At 62.8% G+C, this 26596-nt stretch carries 23 protein-coding genes and 2 tRNA genes; 16 read left to right on the top strand and 9 right to left on the bottom strand.

Features of this window, described 5'->3' with window-relative positions; all coding sequences use genetic code 11:
- Positions 1-18 precede the first annotated feature (18 nt).
- The 3 genes from PU634_RS02870 to PU634_RS02860 all read left to right on the top strand — a co-directional run bounded on the left by PU634_RS02870 (position 19) and on the right by PU634_RS02860 (position 3079).
- Complete coding sequence (locus tag PU634_RS02870) at positions 19-1494, top strand: carboxypeptidase M32 (protein WP_306762569.1); 1476 nt, start codon at positions 19-21, stop codon at positions 1492-1494.
- A gap of 54 nt (positions 1495-1548) precedes the next feature.
- Positions 1549-1926, top strand: a complete 378-nt coding sequence (locus tag PU634_RS02865) for a thiol-disulfide oxidoreductase DCC family protein (RefSeq protein ID WP_306762568.1) — start codon at positions 1549-1551, stop codon at positions 1924-1926.
- A 67-nt stretch (positions 1927-1993) separates the two neighbouring features.
- Entirely contained in the window at positions 1994-3079 is a 1086-nt protein-coding gene (locus PU634_RS02860; RefSeq protein ID WP_306762567.1) for a ketoacyl-ACP synthase III, read from the top strand.
- A gap of 71 nt (positions 3080-3150) precedes the next feature.
- On the opposite strand, the gene PU634_RS02855 is transcribed toward PU634_RS02860, so the two are convergent.
- Positions 3151-3630 (bottom strand): VC2046/SO_2500 family protein, encoded by a 480-nt coding sequence (locus tag PU634_RS02855; RefSeq protein WP_306762566.1) that lies wholly within the window; start codon positions 3628-3630, stop codon positions 3151-3153.
- Between the two features lie 130 nt (positions 3631-3760).
- On the opposite strand from PU634_RS02855, the gene PU634_RS02850 reads away from it, so the two are divergent.
- From PU634_RS02850 to PU634_RS02840, 3 genes are all read left to right on the top strand, one after another.
- Positions 3761-3845 (top strand) — tRNA-Tyr (locus PU634_RS02850).
- 54 nt (positions 3846-3899) lie between these two features.
- Positions 3900-3984: transfer RNA gene (locus PU634_RS02845), tRNA-Tyr, on the top strand.
- Positions 3985-4101: 117 nt separating this feature from the next.
- The gene (locus PU634_RS02840) at positions 4102-4572 is read left to right on the top strand and encodes a DUF6515 family protein (protein ID WP_306762565.1); all 471 of its coding nucleotides are present in this window, start codon (positions 4102-4104) and stop codon (positions 4570-4572) included.
- A 3-nt stretch (positions 4573-4575) separates the two neighbouring features.
- Here PU634_RS02840 and PU634_RS02835 read toward each other — a convergent pair whose 3' ends face one another.
- A complete protein-coding gene (locus PU634_RS02835; protein ID WP_306762564.1) occupies positions 4576-7662 on the bottom strand; it encodes an efflux RND transporter permease subunit in 3087 nt (1028 codons plus the stop codon).
- Positions 7649-8665, bottom strand: a complete 1017-nt coding sequence (locus PU634_RS02830) for an efflux RND transporter periplasmic adaptor subunit (protein WP_306762563.1) — start codon at positions 8663-8665, stop codon at positions 7649-7651. The genes PU634_RS02835 and PU634_RS02830 overlap by 14 nt, the downstream gene beginning before the upstream one ends.
- Positions 8666-8832: 167 nt before the next feature.
- Here PU634_RS02830 and PU634_RS02825 point away from each other — a divergent pair, with 167 nt between their 5' ends.
- Both PU634_RS02825 and xthA read left to right on the top strand, forming a co-directional pair.
- On the top strand, positions 8833-9603 hold the full coding sequence (locus PU634_RS02825; protein WP_306762562.1) for an SDR family oxidoreductase: 771 nt from the start codon (positions 8833-8835) through the stop codon (positions 9601-9603).
- 47 nt (positions 9604-9650) lie between these two features.
- The gene (gene xthA / locus PU634_RS02820; RefSeq protein ID WP_306762561.1) at positions 9651-10460 is read left to right on the top strand and encodes an exodeoxyribonuclease III; all 810 of its coding nucleotides are present in this window, start codon (positions 9651-9653) and stop codon (positions 10458-10460) included.
- 109 nt (positions 10461-10569) lie between these two features.
- Here the strand turns inward: xthA and PU634_RS02815 are convergent, their stop codons facing one another.
- The 4 genes from PU634_RS02815 to PU634_RS02800 form a co-directional block, all read right to left on the bottom strand.
- A complete protein-coding gene (locus PU634_RS02815) occupies positions 10570-11262 on the bottom strand; it encodes an ABC transporter permease (RefSeq protein ID WP_306762560.1) in 693 nt (230 codons plus the stop codon).
- A gap of 3 nt (positions 11263-11265) precedes the next feature.
- Positions 11266-12006: an ABC transporter permease gene (locus tag PU634_RS02810; protein ID WP_306762559.1), complete on the bottom strand. Its 741-nt coding sequence runs from the start codon at positions 12004-12006 to the stop codon at positions 11266-11268.
- A 185-nt stretch (positions 12007-12191) separates the two neighbouring features.
- On the bottom strand, positions 12192-12968 hold the full coding sequence (gene aotJ / locus PU634_RS02805) for an L-arginine-binding protein AotJ (RefSeq protein ID WP_306762558.1): 777 nt from the start codon (positions 12966-12968) through the stop codon (positions 12192-12194).
- A 30-nt stretch (positions 12969-12998) separates the two neighbouring features.
- Entirely contained in the window at positions 12999-13766 is a 768-nt protein-coding gene (locus PU634_RS02800) for an ABC transporter ATP-binding protein (RefSeq protein ID WP_306762557.1), read from the bottom strand.
- Positions 13767-14166: 400 nt separating this feature from the next.
- Between PU634_RS02800 and PU634_RS02795 the strand changes: the two genes are divergently transcribed.
- The 3 genes from PU634_RS02795 (at position 14167) to ycaO (ending at position 18183) form a co-directional block, all read left to right on the top strand.
- Positions 14167-15078 (top strand): LysO family transporter, encoded by a 912-nt coding sequence (locus PU634_RS02795; RefSeq protein ID WP_306762556.1) that lies wholly within the window; start codon positions 14167-14169, stop codon positions 15076-15078.
- A 123-nt stretch (positions 15079-15201) separates the two neighbouring features.
- Positions 15202-16305 carry an aspartate-semialdehyde dehydrogenase gene (asd, locus tag PU634_RS02790; protein ID WP_306763649.1) on the top strand — a complete coding sequence of 368 codons (1104 nt, stop codon included), beginning with the start codon at positions 15202-15204 and terminating at the stop codon, positions 16303-16305.
- Between the two features lie 120 nt (positions 16306-16425).
- Positions 16426-18183 (top strand): 30S ribosomal protein S12 methylthiotransferase accessory factor YcaO, encoded by a 1758-nt coding sequence (ycaO, locus tag PU634_RS02785; protein WP_306762555.1) that lies wholly within the window; start codon positions 16426-16428, stop codon positions 18181-18183.
- Between the two features lie 244 nt (positions 18184-18427).
- Here ycaO and PU634_RS02780 read toward each other — a convergent pair whose 3' ends face one another.
- A complete protein-coding gene (locus PU634_RS02780) occupies positions 18428-19156 on the bottom strand; it encodes a DsbA family protein (RefSeq protein WP_306762554.1) in 729 nt (242 codons plus the stop codon).
- 67 nt (positions 19157-19223) lie between these two features.
- A complete protein-coding gene (locus PU634_RS02775) occupies positions 19224-19850 on the bottom strand; it encodes an energy-coupling factor ABC transporter permease (protein WP_306762553.1) in 627 nt (208 codons plus the stop codon).
- Between the two features lie 250 nt (positions 19851-20100).
- On the opposite strand from PU634_RS02775, the gene PU634_RS02770 reads away from it, so the two are divergent.
- The 5 genes from PU634_RS02770 (at position 20101) to PU634_RS02750 (ending at position 26583) form a co-directional block, all read left to right on the top strand.
- Positions 20101-21048, top strand: a complete 948-nt coding sequence (locus PU634_RS02770; RefSeq protein WP_306762552.1) for a TAXI family TRAP transporter solute-binding subunit — start codon at positions 20101-20103, stop codon at positions 21046-21048.
- 100 nt (positions 21049-21148) lie between these two features.
- Positions 21149-23164 (top strand): TRAP transporter permease, encoded by a 2016-nt coding sequence (locus PU634_RS02765; protein WP_306762551.1) that lies wholly within the window; start codon positions 21149-21151, stop codon positions 23162-23164.
- Positions 23161-23532, top strand: coding sequence for a DUF1850 domain-containing protein (locus PU634_RS02760; protein WP_306762550.1), 372 nt, complete (start codon positions 23161-23163; stop codon positions 23530-23532). Before PU634_RS02765 ends, PU634_RS02760 begins: the two co-directional genes overlap by 4 nt.
- An 8-nt stretch (positions 23533-23540) precedes the next feature.
- Complete coding sequence (locus PU634_RS02755) at positions 23541-25298, top strand: sensor histidine kinase (protein WP_306762549.1); 1758 nt, start codon at positions 23541-23543, stop codon at positions 25296-25298.
- Complete coding sequence (locus PU634_RS02750; protein ID WP_306762548.1) at positions 25279-26583, top strand: sigma-54-dependent transcriptional regulator; 1305 nt, start codon at positions 25279-25281, stop codon at positions 26581-26583. The genes PU634_RS02755 and PU634_RS02750 overlap by 20 nt, the downstream gene beginning before the upstream one ends.
- The last annotated feature ends 13 nt before the right edge of the window (positions 26584-26596 follow it).

Below are 26596 nucleotides of genomic sequence, written 5' to 3'. Positions count from 1 at the left end.
TAGCGCAAGGATCACCGCATGTCTTATTCCGCACTGGAACAACATTTTGAACAACTGCACCACCTGCAGCATCTGGGCGCCATCTGTGGCTGGGATCAGGCCACCATGATGCCCCCCGGCGGCAACGAGGCCCGGGCCGAGGCTTTGGGCACCCTGGCGGTGCTGTGCCACCGGCAACTGCAGGATCCGCGCCTGGGCGACTGGTTCGCTCGGGCAGAGAGCGAGCCGCTGTCACAGGAGCAACAACAAAGCCTGGCCGAAATGCGCCGGGCGTGGCGCGATGCCACCCTGCTGCCCGCCGACCTGGTGCGCGCCCGCTCCCTGGCCGGCTCCCGCTGCGAGCACGCCTGGCGCAGCCTGCGTCCTGCCAACGACTGGGCCGGCTTTCTGCCGCTGTTCGAGGAGGTGGTGGCGCTGTCCAGGGAAGCCGCCGCAGCCCGGTCCGAGGCACTGGGGCTGTCGCGCTACGACAGCCTGCTCGAGCTATACGAGCCGGGCATGCGCACTCAGGCGCTCGACACCCTGTTTGGCGAGCTGAGTGGCTGGCTGCCCGGACTGATTGCCGAGGTGCAGGAAAAACAGCGGCTTGAAACCGTGCTGTCGCCGCAAGGCCCCTTTGCCACCGATAAACAAAAAGCCCTGGGGCTGGAAGTGATGAGCTGGCTTGGCTTTGACTTTCACCACGGCCGGCTGGATGTCAGCGCCCACCCCTTTTGCGGCGGCGTCAGTGAAGACGTGCGCCTCACCACCCGCTACGACGAGGCCGACGTGGCCCAGGCGCTGATGGGCATTATTCACGAAACCGGCCACGCCCGTTACGAGCAGGGTCTGCCCGCGGCCTGGCGCCGCCTGCCGGTGGGGCAGGCCAGATCCATGGGCGTGCACGAGTCCCAGAGCCTGTTCTTTGAGATGCAGCTCGCCCGCCACCCGGCCTTTATTGCCCGGCTGTCGCCGCTGCTGGCACGATACTTCGGCGATCAGCCGGCCTTTGAACCCGGCAACCTGGCCCGGCTCTACACCCGGGTGCAGCCCGGGCTCATCCGCGTGGATGCCGACGAAGTCACCTACCCCGCCCACATCATGCTGCGTTACCGCATCGAACGGGATCTTATCGAAGGCACGCTGGCGCCCCGTCATCTGCCGGAACGCTGGAACCAGCTGATGCAGCAGTACCTGGGGCTCAGTACCGAAGGCAATGATAAAGACGGCTGCCTGCAGGACATTCACTGGACCGACGGCAGCTTCGGCTATTTTCCCAGCTACACCCTGGGCGCTATCTACGCCGCTCAGCAGGCCGAAGCCATGCAGCAGCAACTGGGGCCTTTTGAGCGGCTGATCGACGACGATCTGACCGCCGTATTTGGCTGGCTGGAGCACCACATCTGGCGCCACGCCAGCCTGTGCTCTACCGGGGAGCTGATGGCCCGGGCCACCGGCCATGTGCTTGACGCCGCCCCCTTCCGCCGTCACCTGGAGCAACGTTACCTGGGCTGATTCAGGCTATGCTTAAGTACAGGCCTCAGGGAAGCAGGCCAGGGAGGGCAAACATTGGATGAAAAAAAGCCGCGCCACCGGCTGGTGGTGTTTTATGACGGCTCCTGCGAGAGCTGCATCAGGGACCGGGCCCGCTATGAACGCTGGGCCGGCGACAGGGGCCACGAGATCTGCTGGTTTGACATCACCGACCGGGAAGAGGTGCTGCTCAGCCTGGGCATCAGCCCCCAGCAGGCGCTGCAGGAGCTGCATGTGCAAACCGCCGAAGGCGAGATCTACTCGGAGCTGGACGCCTATATTCTGCTGATGCGACGCGTGCCCCGGCTGAGGCCACTGGCCATGCTGATTGGCCTGCCGCTGATACGGCCGGTGCTGTCCCGGCTCTACCGTTACTGGGTACGCAGCCGGCTGGAGCGGGAAGGCCGGCTGTAAAGCCGGGTGACAGTGCCCTCGGGCTTGGGCATAATCGGTTGAAAACCCATCAACCAACGGGAATGCCATGCGTTATGCCAATATCACCGGCTGGGGCAAGTGCCTGCCCCCGGCCGTGCTCAGCAACGACGATCTCGGTAGCTTTCTCGATACCTCCGACGACTGGATTCAAAGCCGCACCGGCATTCGCACCCGGCGTATTTCCCACGTCAATACCTCTGAGCTGGCCACGGTAGCGGCAAGGCATGCCCTGGCCGCCGCCGGCCTTGAGCCAACCCAGATTGACGGCATTATTCTGGCCACCGCCAGTCCCGACAGCCTGGTACCCAGCGCCGCCTCGGCGGTACAGCGCAATCTGGGCATTCCCGCCGCCGCCGTATTTGACCTTAACGCCGCCTGCACCGGCTTTCTCTATGGTCTGAGCGTGGGCTCGGCGCTGATCAAGGCGGGCGGCATGAACCGGCTGCTGGTGATCGGCGCCGAGCGCCTGACTCACTACCTGGACTGGACCCGCCGCGATACCGCCGTGCTCTTTGGCGACGGGGCCGGCGCCGTGGTGCTGGAAGCCTCCGAGGCGCCGGTGGGCCTGCTGGCCGACAAGCTGGGCTGCGACGCCGAGGCCAGAGACATACTGGCGGTGCCCGACTCGGGCACCTGCCGTACCCGCTTTGCCCATGTGGACGGCCTGTTTGAAGTGAACTTCGAAGGGCAGGAAATCTTCAAGCGGGCGGTACGGGGCATGGGCGAGGCCGCCGCCGTGGTACTGGACCAGGCCGGCGTGGGCCCGGAGCACATCGACTTGCTGCTGCCCCATCAGGCCAATGTGCGCATCATCGAGACCCTGGCCAAAAAAATGGCGCTGCCGCCGGAAAAGGTCATGATCAATATCGCCGACTACGGCAATACCTCGGCGGCCACCGTGCCCATTGCCCTGTGCGAAGCCCTGGAACGAGGCCGCATTCGCCCCGGAGCCCTGCTGCTCACCGCCGCCTTTGGCGCCGGCCTCACCTGGGGCGCCGGTGTAATCCGCTGGGGGGAACGGGTCACGCCTCTTGGCCGCAGCCAGGCCGCCCTGCCCCCCTGCGAGCACAGTGCGCTGGAGCTGCTGGCGCCGGCCATTGAAGGCTGCCGGCGGGCTAAACGTGAGACGTAAAACGGGAGACGTGGAGACGTTGGAAACATCAGACGTCAAACGTTTACGTCTGATGTTTGACCTTGAGCAACTCAGGCGGTGGCGTGCACCGCCTGCACTACCTCCAGCAGGCGCTCGGGCTGCCGGGGCAGGCAGGCATTCAGTTGGCCCTGCATGCGCGCCAGAGTGCGGGGATGCAGGTTGGCGGCCACTTCCGCCGGCAGTTCATCGCGGGAAGGTTTAAGCGGCTCGCCGCGCATGGCCAGCAGCAGCCGCAGGCTGTCCTGTTGCAGCTCTCCCGCCAACTGGCTCAGACCGGTGGCCCGGGCCTGGTCCACCGCCTCGGCAAACAGGGGTGGTGTGGGCTCGGGCAGGGCGAAGTGAGCCCGCCAGTCCGGCTCACTCAGCCCGGCGGCCGGCTCATCAATGCGGGGCAGATCCCGCGCATCGTCCGACAGCATGGCCAGCAACAGGCCAAAATCGCCGCGCCGGCCCTGGTGGACCGCCCGGTTAAGGCTGTCTCCCAGCTGGCTGTCGTTGATCAGCAGATTGGCGTGAACCGGTGTGGCCATAATGCGAGAAAAGTTTAAAAGTTAAGCGTTTAAACCCTTATCGGCCGGTAAACGCCGAATTTTAGTAAATTAATTGCCTTTCAGGGGTTCACATCGCCGTTCGTTTTGGTAGTATGCGCCCCACTGATGTGGAGGGGTTCCCGAGTGGCCAAAGGGATCAGACTGTAAATCTGACGGCTCAGCCTTCGCTGGTTCGAATCCAGCTCCCTCCACCACCTGTTCAGCTGTAACGCACTGGCGTTAAGCACACAATTTGCAAGTTTACTCGTGGAGGGGTTCCCGAGTGGCCAAAGGGATCAGACTGTAAATCTGACGGCTCAGCCTTCGCTGGTTCGAATCCAGCTCCCTCCACCATCATTGAAAAGCCGGTGCACTGCACCGGCTTTTTTGTATTTGTTGCATGGGCCATACTTGAAGTATCTCCGAGCGCCACGACACCGGGCCGTGGCCGAGCAGTAAAGGAGATATGTCATGGCATATTCATTCGTTCACACCGGCCGTTGGTGGCTGCCCCTGCTGGCGGCCCTGCTGCTGTCTTCACCGGCCCAGGCCGACAGGGAAAGCCGCTGGCACGACAACCGGCTGCGGGGCTATGACCAGCCTTACGGCCAGTACCGGCACCAGGGCCTGCGCCACCGGCATGAGCACAGGCACAAGACCTATGGTCATTACCGCAAGCACAGGCACTACCGCCCCCGGGTACGGGTAATTGAGCGTTACCATTATTCGGCACCGCGCCATTATTACCACGCACCGCGCCGCGATCACGACAGGCCCCGGGCCGGCATCTCGATTGTTCTGCCCCTGGGCAGCCTGGTCCGCGAGTTGCCCGGCGGTTACATCAGCCTGCATTTCAACGGCCATCCCTACTATTACCACGGCGGCAATTACTATCGCCCCCACCGGCGCGGCTACACGGTGGTGGCTCCGCCCGGCTGGTAAGGATCAGTCGGCCTCGCTCAGCTCGGCCGTCAACCGGCGCTGCTGATGCTGTGGCGAGCGGGTGCCCCGGGCCAGCATGCGGTACATGGCCGGCACGATAAACAGGGTGAGCAGGGTGGCCAGGGCCACACCGCCAAACACCACCATGCCCACCGCCTGACGGCTTTCCGCCCCGGCTCCGCCGGCCAGGATCAGCGGCACGGCGCCGGCCACGGTGGTAAAGGCGGTCATCAGAATGGGCCTGAGCCGGCGCACCGCCGCCTCGGTCAGGGCATGATCGAAGTCCTGGCCCTGATCCCGCAACTGGTTGGCGAACTCCACAATCAAAATGCCGTTTTTGGTCACCAGGCCGATCAGCATCACCATGGCAATCTGGCTGTAGGCATTGAGGGTAATGCCCGACAGATACAGCCCCAGCAGGCCCCCCACCAGCCCCAGCGGCACCGTCAGCAGCACGATGAAGGGATGTACAAAGCTTTCGAACTGGGCCGCCAGGATCAGAAACACCACCACCAGCGCCAGCCCGAACACAAAGGCCACGTCGCTCTGGTTGGAGCGGTATTCCAGCGACTCGCCCTTGTAATCGACGGTGGCGGTATCGGGCAGGTTGTCCCGCACCAGGCCGTCGAGGTAGTCCAGCGCCTCGCCCAGGCTGTAGCTGCCTTCAAGGTTGGCGCTCAGGGTGATGGCCTTTTTACGGTTGTAATGATTGAGCGAGCCCGGCGCGCCCTGCTCACGCAGATCGACCAGGTTGTCGAGGGACACCAGCTCACCGCCACCGGTGCGCAGATAAATGGAGGCCAGATCATCCAGCCGGCTGAAGTCGGCCTCGCGGCCCTTGAGGAAAACGTCATACTCCTCGCCCTGGCGGGAATAGGTGGTAATGGCCTGACCGCCCAGCATCACATTGAGGCTGTCGGCCACCTCGGTCACCGAAATGCCCAGGCTGGCGGCCCGCTGTTTGTCGACCTGTACCAGCAACTCGGGTTTGGTGCGGTCAAAGTCGAGCTCCAGATCACTGAGCCCCGGGTTGTTGCGGGCCAGGGTCCTCAGCTGCTCGGCCCATCCCAGCAGTTCATCGTAATCGGCCCCGCCCAGCACGAATTCCACCGGCGTGCTGGAGCCGCCGCGAATGGAGGACGGCAAAATGGGGATCACCAGCACGTCGGTCACATCCCGGGTCAAGGCACGAATGCGCCCGGCCACCGCTTCTGCCGGCATGTCCCGTTCATTCCAGCCGGACAGGCTGGCAAACATGATGCCGCTGTTCACGCCACCGCCAAAGCCGGGCGTGCGCACCGTCAGGCTGCTGATGACGCCCTGTTCACGCAGCGGCATCAGCCGGCTTTCCACCTCGCCCATGGCCCGGCTCATGCGCTCAAAGCTGGCGCCTTCGGCGCCCTTGACCATCACGAACACCACGCCCCTGTCTTCCTTGGGGGTCAGGCTCTGGGGAATTTCCCGAAACAGCAGCACCATCACTCCCAACGCCGCCACCATGACCACCGGCGCCCACCAGCCGTGGCTGAGCTCCTGCTCCAGCAACCGGCGGTAGCCCGCCTCAAGGCGGGCAAACAGCGCATCGAAATGGCGCGCCAGCCAGCCCGTGGACGGTTGCACCCGCAACAGCTTGCTGCCCATTACCGGGCTCAGGGTCAGCGCCACCAATGAAGAAAAGCCCACCGCCGCCGCCAGCAGCACCGCAAACTCGGTAAAGATACGGCCGATCACTCCGCCCATGAACACGATGGGCAAAAACACCGAGATCAGCGTCAGGGTGGTGGCGATCACCGCAAAGCCCACCTCCCGGGTACCGTGCCAGGCCGCCGCCAGCGGCGAGCGCCCCCGCACCAGATGATGATGGATGTTTTCCAGCACCACGATGGCGTCGTCCACCACCAGGCCGATGGCCATGATCAGCGCCATCAGGGTAATGAGGTTGACCGAAAAGCCCATGACCAGCGCCACGATAAAGGCGCTCACCAGCGACACCGGCACCGTCACCGCCGGGATCAGGGTGGCGCGCACCTGGCCGAGAAAAATGTAGATCACCAGCACCACCAGGGACATGGTGATCAGCAGGGTCTGATACACCTCGTTGATAGCGCTTTCAATAAACACCGAGCTGTCGTAGGTCCAGGTGAGCTCGGTGTTGTCGGGCAAAAACGGCTGCTGGGCCAGCACCGCGCGCTTGACCCCGGCGATCACGTCCAGGGTATTGGCCTGGGTCTGCTTGACGATGCCAAGGCCCACCACGTTCTGGCCGTTGGAACGAAACAGGGTATCTTCCGGTTTTTCTCCTTCCCGAATCTCGGCCACGTCCCGCAAATACACCCGCTCGCTGCCAAGGCGGCGGATCACCAGATTGCTGAAATCCTCGGCGCTCTTGTAACCCCGGGCAATGCGGGCGGCGAAATTCTGCTGCTCGTTTTCCAGAGTCCCCGCCGGCAGCTCCACGTTCTGGCTGCGCAGGGCGGCGGCAATGTCGGCCACGGTCACCCCCCGCACCGCCATGGCGGCGGTATTGAGGCGCACGTTCATCACCCGCTCCTTGCGTCCGCCCACCCACACCGAGCTGACCCCGTCGAGCAGGCTGAAGCGATCCGCCAGCACATTTTCGGCGTAGTCTCCCAGCTCCAGCGCCGACAGCCCGGTGGATCTCAGGGTCACCCACAGGATCACGTCGTTGCGGCCGGTGTCCTTGGTGACCACGGGGGCATCGGCGTCGCCGGGCAACTGACGCGAGGCCCGCGACACCGCCTCGCGCACATCACTGGCGGCGTTGTCCAGATCCCGCTCGGGGTTGAATTCCACGGTAATGCGGGAGCTGCCATCACTGGTGCTGGAGCTGATAAACTTGACACCGCTGATCCCCGACAGCTCGTCTTCCAGCCGTTTGGTGACCTGGCTTTCCATCACGCTGGCGCTGGCGCCGGTGTAGTCGGTGCGCACGGTGACAATAGGCGAAGTGGTGTCGGGCATTTCCCTGAGCGGCAGCTCAAAAAAAGCGATCAGGCCAAATACACACAGCATCAGGCTGATCACCGTGGCCAGCACCGGCCGGGCAATGGCGATGTCAGAGAGCTTCACCGGCCACCTCCACCTGCACGCCGTCGCGCAGCTTGACCACACCTTCGCTCACCACCCGCTCACCGGCGCTCAGGCCGGCGCTGACCTGGACCCAGTCCCCCAGGTTGCGCCCCACTGTGATGCTGCGCCGGCTGACCGTGCCGGCCTCGTCCACCACAAACACATAGCGCTGGTTGCCGGCATAGAGCAGGCTGCTGGCCGGCACCGCCAGGCTGGCGCCGTCGTCCAGGGTCAGCTGCACCCGCATCAGCATGCCCGGCACCAGGGCGCCGTCGCTGTTGTCGAATTCCAGCCGCACCCGCGCATTGAGGGTGTCGGCATCCACCGCCGGTGCCACCACCGCCAGCCGGCCGCTAAACCGGCGATCACCGTGCGCCTCGGTGGTGGCCTGCAGGGTGTCCCCCACCTTTAATTTAAGAAAATGCTTTTCCGGCACCGCCAGATCCAGCTTGAGCCGGCTGGCGTCAAACAGTTCGGCCACCTGCTCATTGGCGCCGAGCAGGCTGCCCGGGGCCACATCGGTGAGCCCCATCACGCCGGCAAAGGGCGCCTTCAGGCGGAGGTAATCCGCCTGTACCCGGGCCGCCTGCAAGCGGGCCTCGGCCATCGCCACCGCCGCCTGCTGGCCTTCCAGCTCGGTCTGGGTGACCGCCTTGCGTTTGAACAGCGCCTGGTAGTTGACCAGAATGCGCCGGGCATCCTGCAGCGCGGCCCGGGCCTCGCTGATGTCAGCCTTCGCCGCCCGATCATCCAGGCTCAGCAGCAACAGCCCTTGTTCCACCCGCTGGCCCGGCACAAAGTGCACCCCGGTAACCCGGGCGCCCACCTGAGGGGCAATGGCCACCCGCCGGTTGGCCTTGAGGGTGCCCACCAGCTGCAGCCGGGCCGGCAGCTGCTGCTCGGTGACCGTAATGGTGCTGACCACGGGGCCGCCCCGGCCGGCGGCAACGGCGGAAAACAGCAGCAAGCCGAGCGCCGCCAGGGAATAATGATGTTTTTTCATGCACTTGCTTCCAATACAGACTACTCCCAGTGTACCTGTTTGGCATGCACAGACTATGTCAATGTCCGGCAAAGTTGTCACAAAATGTGGCAGGGGCATCAGACCGGCGGCAGCGGGCAAAAATCCCGCTACGCTTATTGTGACAAGGCGGCACGCAGGGAGGCGGCATGAACAGCGGCAATATCGTGATCACCGGGGCGGCCCGCGGGCTGGGACTGGGCATGACCCGTTATTTTCTGGGGCACGATTATCAGGTGCTGGGCGTGGATCTCGACAAGGAAGCCCTTGCCCGGCTGGATCAGGCACAGGTGCCGGGGCTGCAGCTGGTGCACCTGGACGTGACCGAAGAGTCTTCGGTACAGAGCCTGGCACGGCTGGTGGAAAGCCGCTTTGGCCGCCTGGGCGGCATTATCAACAACGCCGCCATCAGTCAGCCTTACCATGAACCCATCGACAAGCTTTCACTCAGCCACTGGCAGCGGGTGCTGGCGGTCAATCTCACCGGCCCCATGCTGATCTGCAAGCACTTGTCACCGCTGCTGGAGCAGGGAGGCGCCATCGTCAATATCGGCTCCACCCGGGCACATCAGTCAGAGCCCAACAGCGAGGCCTATGCCGCGTCCAAAGGCGGGCTGGTGGCGCTGACCCACGCCCTGGCCATCAGCCTGGGGCCACGGGTGCGGGTGAATGCCATCAGCCCGGGCTGGATTGACGTGTCGGCGCTGCAGCCCGGTGACACCCCGGCCCCGGGACCGGAGGATCACGCCCAACACCCGGCCGGCCGCGTGGGACTGGTCAACGATGTCGCCGCCATGGCACGCTTTCTGCTCTCAAATGAAAGCGGCTTTGTCACCGGCCAGGAATTTATTGTGGACGGCGGCATGAGCCGGCGCATGATCTACCGGGATTGTGCCACCGACACACCGGCTGCCGAGTAGGCCGCTTTCTGCTAGCATGGGGCCAAATTTTTCAACCCCATTGCATCATGAAAATCATTTCCTTCAATATCAACGGCCTGCGCGCCCGCCTGCACCAGTTGCAGGCGCTTATCGACAAGCACGCTCCCGACATTATCGGCCTGCAGGAAACCAAGGTGCACGACGAGGCCTTTCCCCTCGAAGCGGTGCAGGCCATGGGCTACCACGTCTATTTTCACGGCCAGAAGGCCCATTACGGCGTGGCCCTGCTGAGCAAGGAGCCGGCCCAGGCCATTGTGAAGGGCTTTCCCACCGACGACGAAGACGCCCAGCGACGCATGATCATCGGCCGCTTTGCCCGCCCCGACGGCAGCGCCATGACCGTGCTCAACGGCTATTTTCCCCAGGGGGAAAACCGCAAGCATGAAACCAAGTTTCCGGCCAAGGAGCGTTTCTACCGGGATTTGCAGCAGTACCTGAATGAACATCACCAGCCCGACGAGGCGCTGGTGGTGATCGGCGACATGAACATCTCCCACACCGATGCGGACATCGGCATCGGCGAGCCCAATCGCAAGCGCTGGCTGCGGGACGGCAAATGCTCGTTTCTGCCGGAAGAGCGGGAGTGGATGGAGCGCCTGCTGGGCTGGGGCCTGTACGACACCTGGCGCAAGCAGAACCCGGACAACGCCGAGACCTATTCCTGGTTCGACTACCGCAGCAGGGGCTTTGACGACAACCGGGGCCTGCGCATCGATCTTATCCTGGCCACCCAGCCGCTGCTGGCGCAGCTGGCCGACACCGGAATCGACTATGAACTGCGCGGCATCGACAAACCCTCGGATCACGCTCCCATCTGGGCCAGCTTCAGGGATTAAGAGCGTCTTTAAGCCCGGGGCTGTAGGCCCCAATTTATTGGGGCAATAGCGTTACGGTATGTATGGCTTGCCCGAATAAATTCGGGCCTACCAGTCCCTATTCCCCGGGTCAGGCCTTGCGCGGCCGCAGGTGCCGGAACCAGCGGTGTTCCAGCCGGCGAAAGCCCCAGACCAGCAGAAAAGTCAGGCACATATACAGCAGTCCCGCCGCCAGGAACGCCTCAAAGGGCGAATAGTAGCGGGAATTGACGATACGGGCCGCACCGGTGAGATCCACTATGGTAATCACCCCCGCCACCGCCGAGCCGTGCAGCATGAAGATCACCTCGTTGCTGTAGGCGGGCAGTGCCCGGCGAAAGGAATTGGGCAGAATAACGCGCCGCAGGGTGGTCAGCCGGCTCATGCCAAAGGCATAGGCCGCTTCGATTTCCCCTCTGGGCATGGCATTGATGGCACCGCGAATAATCTCGGCGGTATAGGCGCCGGTATTGAGGGTAAAGGCCAGCACGGCACAGAACCAGGCCTGACTGAACCACTCCCAGGCCGCCGACTCCTTCAGCCACTGCCACTGGCCGGCACCGTAATAGATCAGAAACAGCTGCACCAGCAGCGGCGTGCCGCGAAAGAAATAAATGTAGGCCCAGGCCGGCCCCTTCAGCAGCCAGTTGCCGCTGTTGCGCATGATGCCCATGGGCACCGCGATCAACAACCCCAGCACCAGCGCCAGCGCCACCAGCCAGACGGTGGTGTACAGTCCCTGCCAGTACACCGGCCACTCGTTGAGAATGATTGAAAAGTCCATGGCTTACCTTCCCGGAATGGCGTAGTGGCGTTCGGCCCAGCGCAGCATGGAGGTAGACAGGCTGGTGAACAGCAAAAAGATCAGCGCCACCGCCATATAAAAGGTAAAGGGCAACTGGGTGGCCCCCGCCGCCAGTGACGCCTTGCGGACCATGTCGTCGAGGCCAATGATCGACACCAGCGCCGTGGTCTTGAGCAGCACCAGCCAGTTGTTGCCCAGGCCCGGCAGGGCGTGGCGCATCATCTGCGGAAACAGCACCCGGCGAAACACCAGCCAGGGGCGCATGCCGTAGGCCCGGGCCGCTTCCAGCTCGCCCTTGTCCACCGCCAGAATGGCACCGCGAAAGGTTTCCGCCATGTAAGCGCCGAAGATAAAGCCAATGGTGACAATACCGGCAATAAAGGGACTGATCTCGATGTAGTCGGGCACATAGCCGGTCCACTCATGGCCGGGGTCGCCACCGCCAATCCACTCATTAAGGGTTTCGTTCAGACCGTAAAGGGAATTGTTCAGCAGTACCTGGCCGCCAAAAAAGATCAGCATCATCAGCACCAGATCGGGAATGCCCCGAATCAGGGTGGTGTAAATCGTCGCCAGCCAGCGGGCCGGGCGCACCGACGACAGCTTGGCCAGCGCCCCCAGCAACCCCAGGGTCACCGCCAGCAACAGAGACAACAGGGCCACCTGCAGGGTGACCCAGGCGCCGTCCAGCAGGGCGCCTTCATAACCTTTTAAATCGAACATCACGACTTCCTGTTATGCCGGCCTGTAGCTCCACTCCGCCCATCGGTGAAAGTCAGCTTCAACCGCAGACTCGCCGTAAACCCATCCATGGGGGCTCCGCCGCGCCGTCCCTGGCGCAGAGGGTCTGCTTGTCGAAGCCTGACTGTCACCTTGCCGATACCAGAGCCGGTGCCGGCCAGCGCCGATTACTCGCCGTATACGTCGTAATCGAAGTACTTGCTGTTCACTTCCTGGTATTTGCCGTTTTCACGCAGATCCAGAATGGCCTGGTTCAGCATCTCTTTCAGCTCCTTGTCCTGCTTGCGCACGGCAATGCCAAAACCCTCACCGAACCAGCGTTCATCGGTCACCGAAGGGCCGACGAACTCAAAGGCATCGCCGCCTTCCTTGTTGAGCAGACCTTCCTCAATGGCGGTGGCGTCGAGGAATACATAATCCACCCGGCCGGCCTTGAGATCCAGGTAGGCATCGTCGGCGTTGCCGTAGCGCACCAGGGTAACATCATCACCAAAGTTGTCGGTCAGGTACTTGTCGTGGGTGGTGGCGATCTGCACCCCCACCTTCTTGCCGGCCAGGCCTTCCTTGCTCAGCTCAAACTCGGCGCCTTTCGGCGCCACAAACTTGTTGGGCACCAGGGCATACTTGCCGGTAAAGTCCACGGTGCGCTTGCGCTCTTCGGTAATCGACATGGCGGCAATAATGGCGTCATACTTGCGCGCCAGCAGGGCGGGAATAATGCCGTCCCAGTCCTGCGCCACCAGCTGGCATTTCACCTGCATCTGCTCACACAGGGCATTGGCCATGTCCACGTCAAAGCCCTGCAGCTCGCCGTTTTCATCGGTCCAGGAAAACGGCGGATAGGCGCCTTCAATGCCGAACCGCACGGTTTTCCATTCCTTTGCCTGCACGGCGCCTGCCGCCAGGGCCGCCATAATGGCGCCCGCAACCCACACTTTTTTCATGGACTTGCTCCTTGTGTTATTCACCTTGATTCAGTAAACCGAAGAAATAAATTGCCGGAACCGCTCGGAGGAAGGGTGGGCAAACACCTGTTTCGGATCGCCCTGCTCTTCCACCACGCCCTGGTGCAGAAACATCAGCTTGTTCGACACATCCCGGGCAAAACTCATTTCGTGGGTCACCACCAGCATGGTACGGCCTTCTTCCGCCAGGCTGCGCATGACCCCGAGCACCTCGCCCACCAGCTCCGGATCCAGCGCCGAGGTGGGCTCGTCAAACAGCATGACTTCCGGCTCCACCGCCAGCGCCCGGGCAATGGCGGCGCGCTGCTGCTGACCGCCGGACAAATGACCGGGGTAATAATCCCGGCGCTCGTAGAGTCCTACCCGTTTGAGCAGCGCTTCCCCCTTCTCAATGGCTTCTTTTTTGGGTACGCCCAACACATGCACCGGCACTTCAATGATGTTCTGCAGAATGGTCATGTGCGACCAGAGGTTGAAACTCTGAAACACCATGGCCAGGCGGGAGCGAATCCGCTCCACCTGACGCATGCTGGCCGGCTCGCGTTCACCGGCGCGGTTGGTGCGCATTTCAATCAGTTCGCCGTGCAACCGCACTTCACCGGCGGAAGGCATTTCCAGCAGGTTGATGCAGCGCAGAAAGGTGGACTTTCCCGAGCCGGAAGAGCCGATAATGGAGATAACGTCTCCCTTGTCGGCGGTGAGATCGATGCCTTTCAGTACTTCCAGCGAGCCATAGTGCTTGTGCAGGCCCGTGACTTCGAGGGCGGGTTTGCTCATCCGTTAGACCTTTAGTTGCCGGGCCGTTTGCGTGGCCCTGTCCTTTACCTGAATGGTTAACAAGCTGTTAACCTTTGCGAGAAAAGTTACCACTTGTCCTGCTCAATAACAACATAATCAGCCATAAAGAGCCAATGACGTCGGTTTTTTATACTAAAAATAGACACTCCACAGTATAAAATTATGCACCAAACCAGAATAAAATATCACCCCCAAATTTCGCACCACAGTACAGAGCGCACCACAGCGCTGACAGAGTGCATAAGCAAGTAGAATCAAGCCGTTACTCATAAAAGCCGATATCCGCGGCTTTTTTTTAACGACTTGCTCACGTATGCTGTCGCAACGAACATTAATGGTCAAAAATTGCGCCTTAATCCCGAACAGGAAGATTATTCTCATGTACTCCGGCATGCTCATCGTCTTATTGCCCCTGGCCCTGGGCTACTGCATTCCCTGCCGCTCCCAGTCGCTGGTGCACTTTATCAATGTGGCGGTGGCACGCATGGTGTACCTGATCCTGTTCCTGATGGGCATCAGCCTGGCCTTCGTCGATAATCTTAGTACTCATCTGGGAACAATCTTCACCCTGTGTGGTGTTTTTCTGGCCTGCATCACGGTGTGCAACCTGGCCGGACTCTGGCTGCTGGACCTGCGCCGGGGCCGGACGGAAGGCGAGCGGGGCGCCCCCGTCATCAGCAAATGGGCGCTGTTGCTGGACTCCGTCAAGCTGTGCCTGGTGATCCTCGGTGGCCTGGCCCTGGGCCAGTTTCTCGACCCGGAGTGGTTCGCGGTAGACACCCTGAGCGAGTGGGCGCTGATGCTGCTGCTGCTGCTGATCGGCGTTCAGTTGCGCAATTCGGGCATGAAGCTGCGTCAGATACTGCTGAACCGCTGGGGCCTGGCCATCGCCCTGATGGTGGTGGTCAGCTCCTGGCTCGGGGGCCTGATGGCCGCCTGGCTGCTGAGCCTGCCACTGAGCCAGGGGCTGGCCTTTGCCTCGGGTAACGGCTGGTATTCGCTGTCGGGCATTCTGATTGGCGATGCCCTCGGCCCGGTGATAGGCAGCGCCGCCTTTCTCAATGACCTGGCCCGGGAGCTGATTGCCATTCTGATCATTCCGGCGCTGATGCGCCGCCATCCGTCCTGTGCCATCGGCTATGGCGGCGCCACCGCCATGGACTTCACCCTGCCGGTGCTGCAACGCTCCGGCGGCGTGGCCATCGTGCCGGTGGCCATCGTCTCGGGCTTTGTGCTGAGCCTGGCGGGACCCGTGCTTATTCTGAGCTTTCTGTCGTTTACCGCCGGCTGAGCCCGTCACGGCCGGGGTCAAAAAACCACCAGCGCATTTTGCTTTCCCCTTGCACCTTTGCGCGCAATCAGTATTGTGGATGGCAGGTTTTTTGATTCTCTTTCAAAGAAAGGACACTGAATGATGAAAAAAGTAGGTCTGGTCGGCTGGCGCGGTATGGTCGGCTCCGTTCTGATGAGCCGCATGGTGGAAGAAGGCGATTTCGCCCGTATCGATCCGGTCTTCTTCACCACCTCCCAGGCCGGTCAGCCTGCCCCCGACTTTGGCAAAAGCGCCGGTACCCTGCAGGACGCCTACGACATTGAGGCCCTGAAGGCGCTGGATGTGGTGCTCACCTGCCAGGGCGGCGACTACACCAAGGAAGTCTACCCCAGACTGCGTGCCGCCGGCTGGAACGGCTACTGGATTGATGCCGCCTCCGCCCTGCGCATGGACGACGAGGCCCTGATCGTGCTGGATCCGGTCAACGGCAAGCAAATTCAGGACGCCCTGGCCAAGGGTACCAAGACCTTTGTCGGCGGTAACTGCACCGTGAGCCTGATGCTGATGGCCCTGGGCGGCCTGTTCGAGCAGGATCTGGTGGAGTGGGTTTCCGTTGCCACCTACCAGGCCGCGTCCGGCGGCGGCGCCCGCCATATGCGCGAGCTGGTCACCCAGATGGGCATGCTGCGCGACGAAGTGGCCGAGGAGCTGGCCGACTCAGGCTCGGCCATTCTGGAGCTGGAGCGCAAGATCACCGAGAAAACCCGCAGCGGCGACCTGCCGGTCGACAACTTCGGCGTGCCCCTGGCCGGCAGCCTGATCCCCTGGATCGACACCCAGCTGGACAACGGCCAGAGCCGGGAAGAGTGGAAGGGTCAGGCCGAGACCAACAAGATACTGCAGACCGGCGCCACCATTCCGGTGGATGGCCTGTGCGTGCGCATCGGCGCCCTGCGCTGCCACAGCCAGGCCTTTACCATCAAGCTGAAGAAAGACATTTCCATTGCCGAGATCGAAAAGCTGCTGGCCAGCCACAACGACTGGGTGAAGGTGATTCCCAACGATCGCCAGCAGTCCATGGACGAGCTGACCCCGGCCGCCGTCACCGGCACCCTGAGCGTGCCGGTGGGCCGCCTGCGCAAGCTGAACATGGGTCCCGAGTACCTGTCCGCCTTTACCGTGGGCGACCAGCTGCTGTGGGGCGCCGCCGAGCCCCTGCGCCGCATGCTGCACCTGCTGCCGTAAGCAGCTCCCACTGTTGCTGAAAACGCCCGCCCCGCGCGGGCGTTTTTGTTTCCGCTTGTTCAAATTATCGCCCCGGGTTAGGATCGCTCCCCTTTTTTGCCGATCACGCCCGAGGTACCCATGAAAACCTTTATTCCCAGCAAGGATGCCGCGCTGGAAGACTCCATCAGCCGTTTCCAGGACAAGCTGCAGGCCCTGGGCTTCAACATTGAAGAAGCCTCCTGGCTGAACCCGGTGCCTCATGTGTGGTCGGTACACATTCGCGACAAGGACTGCCCGCTGTGCTTTACCAACGGCAAGGGCGCCACCAAGAAAGCGGCACTGGCCTCGGCCCTGGGCGAATATTTCGAGCGTCTGGCCACCAACTACTTTTTTGCCGACTTCTATCTGGGCCGCAACATCGCCGAGGGCGACTTCGTGCACTACCCCAATGAGAAGTGGTTCCCGCTGCCGGCCGACAACGGCCTGCCCGCCGGCCTGCTCGACGACTACACCCGGGGTTTTTACGATCCCGAGGGCGCACTGACCGCCGACATGCTGATCGATCTGCAGTCCGGCAACGAGGAGCGCGGCATCTGTGCCCTGCCCTTTGAGCGCCAGGGTGACAACCAGACCATCTACATTCCCATGAACATCGTCGGCAACCTGTATGTGTCCAACGGCATGAGCGCCGGCAACACCAAAACCGAGGCCCGCACCCAGGGGCTGTCGGAGGTGTTTGAGCGCGCCATCAAGAACCGCATCATCAGCGAGCGCATCAGCCTGCCGCAAATTCCCGACGAGGTGATGGCGCGCTACCCGCACATTCAGGAGTCCATCGCCACGCTGGAAGCCGAAGGCTTCCCCATCTTCGCCTACGACGCCTCGCTGGGCGGCCGCTTCCCGGTGATCTGCGTGGTGCTGTTCAACCCGGCCAACAGCACCTGTTTCGCCTCCTTTGGCGCCCATCCGCGCTTTGCGGTGGCGCTGGAGCGCACCGTGACCGAGCTGCTGCAGGGCCGCAGCCTGAAGGATCTGGACGTGTTTGTGCCGCCCTCGTTCGACGACGACGAGGTCGCCGATCACCATAACCTGGAAACCCACTTTATCGACTCCTCCGGCCTGATCAGCTGGGATCTGTTCCGGGAGCAGGCCGACTACGACTTTGCCGACTGGGACTTCAGCGGCAGCTCCGAGGAAGAGTTCAATCACCTGATGGCCATCTTCAACGAGCTGGAGCAGCCGGTGTACATCGCCGACTATGAACATCTGGGGGTGTATGCCTGCCGTATTCTGGTGCCCGGCATGTCCGACATCTACCCGGTGGAAGATCTGGAACTGGCCAACAACAACATGGGCGCCGGCCTGCGTGCCACCCTGCTGAGCCTGCCGGGCAGCGATGCCGACGGCGAGCAACTGATGGGCCTGTATGACCGGCTGGAAGAAGAAGGTCTGGACGACTTTACCCGGGTGCGCGAGCTGATTGGCATCGCCCCGAACAAGGGCACCGCCTGGCACACCCTGCGGGTGGGTGAGCTGAAGTGCATGCTGGCGCTGGCCGCCGGCGAGCTGGAAACCGCCCTCGACTACGCCGACTGGACCCTGAGCTTTAACGCCTCGGTGTTTACCGAGGAACGCGCCCGCTACTACCGCTGCCTCAAGGCCTCGCTGGAGCTGCATCTGTCCGAAGACCGCGAGCCGGCCCAGTACCGCGCCGCCTTTGACCGCATGTTTGGCGAGAACACCGTGGCCGAGGCCTGGGCCCAGATCGACGGCAGCGCCCGTTTCCACGGCCTGACCGCCGCCGACGAAAGCCTGACCGACTTCGCCGCTCACCAGGCGCTGCTGGCCACCTACGAGAAACTGCAGAAGGCCAAGCGTGAGGCCAGCTGGAAGTAAAACACGGGGACTAGGGACTAGGGACTAGGGACTAGGGACTAGGGACTAGGGACTAGGGACTAGGGACTAGGGACTAGGGACTAGGATGACAGGTTGGCGATGAGCACAGCGAATCCCAACATTTAGCCTGCACTGCGCTAAAACAAAAAGACCCGGGCCTTGGCCCGGGTCTTTTGCTATCGGAAGATGGAAAAACCGGAACGCTTTCACGCTCTCTGGTCCATTCCCTAATCCCCGCTTTTAATTACGATTTCTGCTTGGCCAGAATGTCCTTCAGGCCGGCTTCATCGATGGCGCCGGGCACCAGGGTGCCGTCGGGAAACACCAGGGCCGGGGTGCCGTTCAGCCCCAGCGCCCGGAACAGGGTCAGGTTCTGATTGAGCTTGTCGGCGATGACGTCGCTGTCGGCTTTGGCCTGCAGCTCTCGGGCGTTCAGACCGGCCTTGTCGGCGATGGTCGCCAGTGCCGCCGCCTGCACCCGCTTCTGGCTCATCAGCGCCTGGTGCAGCTCTTCATACTGCTTGGGGGCATCCTGGGCCGCCGCCAGCGCCAGGCGCGCCGCCTTGACCGAGTCCGGCCCCAGAATGCCGATGTCCTTGACGATAATCTTCAGCTCCGGCTCGCTCTTCAGCACCTCCAGCAGGGTCCGGTTCAGCCGGTGGCAATAGGGGCAGTTGTAGTCGGTGAAATACACCATCTCAATCTTGCCCCTGGGGTTGCCCATGATGCCGTCGGTCTTGTTGGCAAACAGCTGGGCCGACTGCTCCTTGAGCTGTTTGGCAAACTCGGCCTGCTGGGCCAGTCGGTCGTTCTCTTCCAGCTTGACGATGGCATCCCGCAGCATCTCCGGCTCGGCCATCAGGGCTTCCCGCACCCGTTGCTGAAATTCTTCCCGGCTCAGCTCGGCCAGAGCCGGGGTCGCTAGGCCAAGGGCCAGTATGGGAACCAGAATTTTCAGTGCACGATGTTTCATGTTGTTCTCGCTTGTACGCAATGAGTCGACACAGCCTACCAGAGCCCGCCGGCCACCAGAAGCCATGTTACCTGTTGTTCAGGTAGTCCCTGTCATAAAAGGTGCACATCCACTGGGGCCGGAACACCACCAGCAGGGTAATGGCCATGCCGTTGAGCAGCGCCTCCGGGAACAACAGCAGCGGCAGGATACTGAGATAGTCGCTCTGCACCGTCTGCCAGCCGTATTGCCCCGACCACACCATGTAAGCGGCCATGGCCAGGCTCTTCACCGCCATGGTCAGCGCCGCATTGAAAAAACCGGCCACGAAGATATACACAAACAGATGCCGGTACAGGTAACTGTAGGTCAGCAGAAACACGAAGTAGCTGACCGCGATGGGCAGTATCACGCCCAGCCACAGATTGACGCCAAACTCCGGCCAGCTTTCCACCCCAAAGGCGGTGACCAGCAGCAACGCCAGCAACGCCATCAGCTGGCTCAGGCGCCAGCCCAGCATCAGCGCCAGGGTGGTCAGTCCGAGGAAATGCACCTCCAGGCCGTCGCGAATGCCCGCCTGCAGCATCCACAAGAACACCAGCGCCATGGCCGCGCCAAAACACAGATGCTGCCGGCCCTTGTCCGCCAGCAGGGCACGCCAGTCTACCCGCCACGCCACCAGCAGCATGATTACCGCGCCCAGAATCCACATCATGTGTCATGCCCTTCATGTCTGCCCTGCCTTCAGGGTATCACAGAAGCCCAAAGGCCCGAATGTCACCCGTTTCTCCCGGATTTTATTCCGAATTTTCAGACCATACTGCCAAAGGTTTCTGAAAATCCGGAACCCCTCCCCTCCACACCCTATATAAATCAAACGGTTACCTTAAATAACAAACGAGAAACAAGTGGCATCAAAACTGCAACACTGGTGGCGCAACTACATAACCAAGGGGATTGACTCAATGAAACGGATCAAACTTTGCCTGCTCGGCGCCTCCCTGGCGCTGTCGGTGACCGCCGCTCAGGCCGGCGAATTTATCAACGTGCTCACCGGCGGCACCAGTGGTGTCTATTACCCGCTCGGGGTGGCCATGTCCCAGCTGTATGGCAAGGAGATTCCCGACGCCCGGGTGCAGGTCCAGGCCACGCGGGCATCGGTTGAAAACCTGACCCTGCTGCAAAAGGGCCGGGGTGAAATCGGCTTCGCCCTGGCCGACAGTGTGGCCGACGCCTGGAACGGCGTGGAAGAGGCCGGCTTCAATGCGCCCCTCAGCAAGCTGCGGGCCATCGGCGCCACCTATTCCAACTACATTCAGATCGTGGCCCGGGCCGACAGCGGCATCACCAGCCTGGAAGATCTCAAGGGCAAGCGCGTGTCGGTGGGCGCCCCCCGCTCCGGCACCGAACTCAATGCCCGTACCATCTTTCAGGCCGCCGGGCTGAACTATGACGATTTCGAGCGCACCGAATATCTGCCCTTTGGCGAGTCGGTGGAGCTGATGAAAAACCGCCAGCTCGATGCCACCCTGCAGTCTGCCGGCCTCGGCATGGCCGCCTTTCGCGATCTGGCGTCCCACGCCCCCGTGGTGTTCATTCCCATTCCCGCCGAGCTGGTCGCCGGCATCGGCAACGATGCCTATCGCCCCGGCGTGATCCCGGCAGGCACCTACTCCGGCCAGGACAGCGACGTGCCCACCGTAGCCATCAGCAACCTGCTGATCACCCATGACAAGGTCTCTGACGAAACCGCCTACCAGATGGCAAAACAGGTCTATGAAAACCTGCCGGCGCTGCGCAATGCCCATAACGCCGCCAACGGCATCGATCCGGCCCAGGCCACCGCCGGCCTGCCGCTGCCGTTGCATGCCGGGGCCGAGCGTTACTTCAGGGAAAAGGGCCTGATCCAGTAAACAACCGGCGCCTTCGTCCCTGAAGGCGCCATCCCTTCGGCCAATACCGACATAACAACAGCCTGGCCGTTCTGCCAACGGCACGGGCGGGGAGATAATAATGAGCAGTTCCGAGACCCGGCATCATGCGCTGATCTTTTACGGCGCCCTGTGTTTTTCCATTTTTCAGGTGGTGACCGCCGCCTTCAGCCCGCTGTCCACCACGGTAGTGCGGGCGGTACACGTGGGCTTTTTGCTGTTTCTGGTCTACCAGCTTTACGGTGGCCGTGGCCAGCCGCTGGCCCGCCCTTCGGTGTGGGGCATGCTGCTTGGTGCCGCGGCCCTGCTGTTTGCCTTTTATCACTGGTGGTTTGAGGCCGACCTGATCTACCGGGCCGGCGACATGAGTCAGGCCGACTGGGTGATCGGCAGCGTCACCCTGATCATGGTGTTTGACGCCGCACGCCGGCTGATGGGCTGGGCCCTGCCGCTTATCTGCCTGAGCTTCGTGGGCTATGCCCTGTTTGGCCAGTACCTGCCCGACGCCCTGATGCACCGCGGCTATGGCCTGGATCAGGTGGTGTCCCAGCTCGCCTTTGGCACCGAGGGCATTTACGGCACCCCCACCTATGTTTCATCCAGCTACATTTTCCTGTTTATTCTGTTTGGCGCCTTTCTCGAGCAGGCCGGCATGCTCAGGCTGTTCAACGATGTGGCCATCGGCTCGGTCGGCCATACCCGTGGCGGTCCGGCCAAGGTGTCGGTATTGTCCTCGGGCATGATGGGCACCATCAACGGCTCCGGCGTGGCCAACGTGGTCAGCACCGGTCAGTTCACCATTCCCCTGATGAAAAAGTTCGGCTACAAGGCCGACTTTGCCGGTGCGGTGGAAGCCACCAGCTCCATGGGCGGTCAGATCATGCCGCCGGTGATGGGCGCCGTGGCCTTTATCATGGCCGAAACCATCAACGTGCCCTATGTGGACATTACCAAGGCGGCCCTGATCCCCGCCGTGCTCTACTTCTTTACCGTGTTTCTGATGGTGCACCTGGAAGCCGGCCGCGCCGGCCTCAACGGCCTGCCCAGGTCCGAGTGCCCCAGGCCGCTGGCGGCGCTGAAACAGCGCTGGTACCTGCTGATGCCACTGGTAGCCCTGGTGATCATGCTGTTCTCCGGCTTTACCCCCCTGTTTGCGGGCATGATGGGCCTGGCGCTGACCGTGGTGCTGATCATGGGCAATGGCGTAGCCAGAAAACTGAACGCGAAGGGATTGCGTTACGGCTTCTGGATCCTGCTTGGCCTGGCCTGTGCCAGCTTCAACCACTTCGGCATTACCGCCATTTTTGCGGTGGTGGCCGTGCTTACCCTGTTGCTGCTGGTCAAGCGTGAGCAAAGCATGCTCGCCACCGTGGTCAACGCCCTGTACCAGGGCGCGCTGCATGCCCTGCCAGTGGGGGTGGCCTGTGCCCTGGTCGGGGTGATCATCGGTGTGATTTCGCTGACCGGCGCCGCCACCATAGTGGCGGGCTTCATCATTCAGCTGGGTGAGCACAGCCTGCTGCTGTCACTGGCACTGACCATGGTGACCTGCCTGGTGCTGGGCATGGGCATTCCCACCATTCCCAACTACATCATTACCAGCTCCATCGCCGCCCCGGCACTGCTGGAACTGGGCGTGCCGCTGATCGTCTCGCACATGTTCGTGTTCTATTTCGGCATCATGGCGGATCTGACCCCGCCGGTGGCCCTGGCCGCCTTTGCCGCATCCCCCATCGCCAAGGCCTCGGGCCTGCGCATAGGCCTGCGCTCGCTGCAGATCGCCATCGCCGGCTTTGTGGTGCCCTATATGGCGGTCTATGCCCCGGAGCTGATGTTGCAGGGTGACGCCGGCATGCTGGCCACCGTGTTCGTGGTGTTCAAGGCGCTGCTGGCCGTGTCCCTGTGGGGCATGGGCGCCATCGGCTACTGGCTGCGGCCCTTTGCCCGGTGGGAGCGGCTGATCGCGGTGACGGCCGCCGCCCTGCTGGTATTCTCGCTGCCGATGACCGACGAACTGGGACTGGCCCTGGCCGCCCTGGTGCTGGGTCGCCACTGGTGGCAAAGCCGTCGCCGGCACCCCGTGGCGGTAGCTGGATGATCTGCCTGCTTTCCGCCTCCACCACCGTGATGCTGCTGACCGGCAGCATCACCCTGAGCTGGCAACACTCGGTGGAAAAAACGCGCTGGGAGGAGACCTACCGGGCCGAAGGGCGGCAACTGCGCCTGATCGAGGCCAGTGTTCAGGGCTCGGGGGCCGGCATGGAGCCGCCCCCCGAGGCCCGGCTGGAGCAGGGAGTCTGGCGCTGGCAGCCAAACCTGCTGCTGGACCAGGTCACCCTTGCCGGGTCGGCGTTTACCGGCGAATATACCCTCTGTGACGCATACGAGCGCTGCCATCCGCTCAGCCACTGGCTGCCCCCCGGACAGACAGTGACCCTTGCCATCTGTGACCCGGAGGCCCACTGAAGCCCTTATTGAAAAAGCGCCTGCCCTGGCTGCTCGCCCTGCTGGTGTTTGCCCTGTTGCTGACCCTGGTCTGGCGAGCCAGCTGGCGGCATCAGGTTGAAGAGCAGGAACTGCGCGCCCAGCAGCAGCTGCAGGTCTACCGCACCGCTCTGGAGTCGGAAATTACCCGGTTTGAAAATATTCCCCGCGCCTTGCAGTCTCACCCGGTACTGACCCGCGCCCTGCAGTATCCTAGCCGGGACGACGCCATCGAGCAGGCCAACCGGCTGCTGCAGCACCTGGCGCAAGAAACCGGGGTGGAAGCCCTGTATCTTATCGGCGCCGACGGCGTGACCCTGGCCGCCAGCAACTGGCACCTGCCACACAGCTTTATCGGCCAGAACTACCGTTACCGCCCCTATTTCAGTGATGCCCTGCGCGGCAGCGTGGGCGAGTTTTATGCTCTGGGCGCCACCACCCGTACCCCCGGCTACTTTTTTGGCCTGCACATGACGGGCCCGGATGGCGCCAAAGGCGTGCTGGCGGCCAAGATCACCCTGCTGCCACTGGAGCACAGCTGGCAACCGGCCCGCGAACTGGTGCTGGTGGTGGACAGGGAAGAGGTCATCGCCCTGTCTTCCCGGGCCGAGCTCAAGTTCCGCACCCTGGCACCGCTGACTCCGGCGGCACGCCAACGGCTGGAAGACGCCCGCCAGTATACTCCCATGCCGCTGACGCCCCTGGCCGTCACCTACGACCGGCACCAGGTGGAGTGGCAGGGCGAGCAGTACGGTGTCAGTGAGCTGGCCCTGCCCCGCCTGCAGTGGCGCATGCAGCTATGGTGGCCAAGCCGGCAGCTGGCCATGAATGCCACCCAGCTGAGCGCCCTCACCGGCGTCGGTCTTATCGCCGTGCTGCTGCTGTTGCTGTACTGGCGCCAGCGCCGGCGCTATTACCGCATGCAGCTCAGGGCCCGCAGCGAGCTGGAGCAGCAGGTGATGTCCCGCACCGCCGCCCTGGCCGCCACCAACCGGGAGCTGGAACAACAGATACAGGAGCGTATTCAGGCCGAAGCCAGGCTCAGATCCATGCAGCATGAGCTGATCCACAGCAACCGGCTGGCCGCCCTTGGCCAGATGGCCGCCGGTGTCGCCCATGAGGTCAACCAGCCGCTGACGGCGTTGCGCAACCAGTCGGTGAATACCCTGCTGCTGAGTCAGCATGGCCGCCATCACGAGCTGGAAGCCAGCCTGCAGACCATGGGCCGGCTGATTGATCGCATCGCCCGGCTGACCTCCCAGCTCAAGCTGTTTGCGGCCACCCGCCGCCATACCCGTGGCCAAACACGGCTGAACGAGGCGCTCGACAACATACTGAGCTGGCTGGCGCCCCGGCTGGCCGAGCAGCGCATTCATCTGGAGCGTCCCACAGCGGACGAGGTGATCCTGCCCATGGAGCTGCACGCCCTGGAGCAGGTGCTGGCCAACCTGCTGACCAACAGCATCGACGCCCTGACCGGCACCAATCCGGCCCGCATCATCATTACCGCCGGACCAGACTGGCTGCAATGGCAGGACAATGGCCCGGGCATTTCCCCTGAACTGGCCGACAAGGTCACCGAGCCGTTCTTCTCCACCAAGCAGACAGGCCATGGCCTGGGCCTGGGTCTGTCCATCGTGCGTGATCTGGTGGAGGCCAGCGATGGCCGGCTGAACATTCAACACCCGCCCGAGGGCGGTATTCGATTTCGTATTGACTGGAGTAACCATGACCCCGACACCCATTGACGTCTGGCTGGTGGAAGACGACGATGACGTACGCCAGACCCTGCTGCAGACCCTGCAGCTGTCCGGCATCGGCGCCCGGGGCTTTGCCCGGGCAGAGCAGGCATTGCAGGCGCTGCCGGCCGAAGCTCCCGTGGTCATGCTGTCGGATGTGCGCATGCCGGGCATGGACGGCCTGACCCTGCTGAAACAGCTTCAGGCCCGCGATGCCGAACTGCCGGTGGTGCTGCTGACCGGCCATGGTGACATTCCCATGGCGGTAGAGGCCATGCGCCTGGGCGCCCACGACTTCTTTGAAAAGCCCTACCCGCCCGAGCGGCTGCTGCACAGCCTGCGCCGGGCCATGGACAAGCGCGCCTTGGTCCTCGACAACCGCCGGTTACGCCAGCAGCTGGCCGCAGGCAGGGATCCCGGCCTGCTGCTGGGCCACACACCGCAAATCGAATTGCTGCGCCGGCAGATTGACAATATTGCCGATACCAGCGCCAGCGTGCTGATCCTCGGTGAAACCGGCACCGGCAAGGAAATGGTGGCCCGCAGCCTGCACCAGGGCAGCGGACGCAAGGGCCACTTTGTGGCGGTCAACTGCACCGCCCTGCCCGAGTCCATCTTTGAAAGCGAAATGTTCGGGGCCGAGCCCGGCGCCTTTACCGGCGTAACCAGGCGGCGCATCGGTAAAATCGAGCATGCCGACAACGGCACCCTGTTTCTGGACGAGATTGAAGGCATGCCCGTGACGCTGCAGGCCAAGCTGCTGCGCGTGTTACAGGAATCTGTGCTGGAGCGGCTGGGAGGCAACCGGCTGGTGGAAGTGGATGCCCGCATCGTGGCGGCCACCAAGGTCGATCTGCAGGAAGCCGGACGCGCCGGCCTGTTTCGCCCGGATCTCTACTTTCGGCTGAATGTGGTGACCATGTTCCTGCCCCCGTTGCGCGAACGACGCGCCGATATTCCGCTGCTGTTTATGCATTTCGTTGAGCAGGCCCGCACCCAATACAACCGGGACGCCGCGCCGCCATCCGATGACTTGCTGCAACAGCTGATCTGCCGGGACTGGCCGGGCAACGTCCGTGAGCTGCGCCACGCCGCCGAACAGTATGTGCTGGGCGTGCTGCCGGTGGCGGAGCAACCGGCGCCACTCTCGCTTCCCGGCCAGCTCGCCGCTCTCGAACAACAGCTGATCCTTGAGGCCATGCACAAGGAAAACGACAATGTGGCACGGGCCGCCGAACGCCTCGGCATTCCCCGCAAGACGCTGTACGACAAACTGGCCAGATACCGCCGTTAACCTGCATTCAGCA

It is taken from the genome of Oceanimonas pelagia (genome assembly GCF_030849025.1).
In the GTDB taxonomy this organism is placed as follows: domain Bacteria; phylum Pseudomonadota; class Gammaproteobacteria; order Enterobacterales; family Aeromonadaceae; genus Oceanimonas; species Oceanimonas pelagia.
This window is presented reverse-complemented; position numbering and strand designations above follow the sequence as displayed.